Raw genomic sequence first — 1,103 nt, 5'->3', positions numbered from 1 at the left:
ACCGGGCCGTGGACGCGCCTGGCGGCGCGGCACCTCTTGTTGGGCCCCTTCGGGGCCGGCGGCCGCGCGGCGGCCGGGGTCCGCTGGCGCGGACCAGGCCCTCCTTCGTCGGGCCGAACGGGCGCCCCTGGCGGGGCGGCTGTTCCCGTTCGGGTCCGCTGGCGCGGACCGCCGGGACCGTCCGCGCCGAGCAACGCCGCCGCCGGAGTGCATGGTTGGCGGCTCCTGGCCCTTCTCGGCGAGGGTGGCGAGATGGGCATCTTCTGAGCTGGGGTTCGCCATGATCGTTGGGAGATTCACGGCGTCGCCGTCTCGGTGATCATGGCGCTTTTGGGGTCCTCCCGCAGATGGGAGGACCCTGGAAGTATGGCCAGGCGGAACGTCCGGCGATGCGACCAGTGCGGCACGGAACTGCCCGAGGGCAGCAGGCGGTCGCGCCGGTACTGCTCGGCGGCCTGCCGTACGAGGGCTTGGCGGGTGACGCGGGCCCGCTGGGCGGCGATCGACGCCGGCGGTGAAGCGTTCCAGGCGCTGGTCGAGGGTCGGCCGCATCCGTGGCCCCGGTTCCGCTGCCCGGAGTGCGGTGACACCTGGTACGCCAGCGACACCCCGCTTGGCATCCGGAAGCGCTCGGACAGCCGGTACTGCTCGCCGCGGTGCCGTACGAGGGCGTGGCGGAGGAGGCGTTCCCGTTCAGCAGGCGTCACCGTGTGACGCCTGCCTGTGACGCTATCGGGCGCCCCGCGTGGACCTCCGTTCGCCACCTTCGCCAAGTCCACTGAGACGAGCGGCGCAGGATTCGCCAACCACAGCGGACATTCGCCACATCAACGGAGACCGGACAGCTCCGAAGACGGCGCGCGGCGGCCGGGACATTGGATTTCATTGCATTACGTTGCACTGCAATGAAACTGATCAGGTCGAGTCGAATGCGCCTCCGGCGGGGGCCCTTACTCCCAAGGGGGCGGGGGCTCCGTCGTCGTGTGCGGCCGGTGGGTGGCTGGGGTGTGGGGTGGGCGGGGGCTCCCCTCGGCCGGTCGGTCACCCGGAGGGCTACCCGGAACCCGGCGGGGCTGCCAGGCCGAGCCGCTTCGCGGTCGCGC

1 protein-coding gene is annotated in these 1,103 nt (G+C 72.3%); it reads right to left on the bottom strand.

Annotation, left to right across the window (positions count from 1 at the left end; translation table 11 throughout):
* Positions 1 to 296: 296 nt before the first annotated feature.
* The gene (locus ACFV6V_RS31155) at positions 297 to 707 is read right to left on the bottom strand and encodes a hypothetical protein (RefSeq protein WP_385571191.1); all 411 of its coding nucleotides are present in this window, start codon (positions 705 to 707) and stop codon (positions 297 to 299) included.
* Positions 708 to 1,103: the final 396 nt, after the last annotated feature.

This window comes from Streptomyces sp. NPDC059828 (assembly GCF_042731955.1).
Taxonomy (GTDB): Bacteria; Actinomycetota; Actinomycetes; order Streptomycetales; family Streptomycetaceae; genus Streptomyces.
The sequence above is the reverse complement of the archived record's forward strand: the minus strand, read 5'-3'. Positions and strand labels throughout refer to the sequence as shown.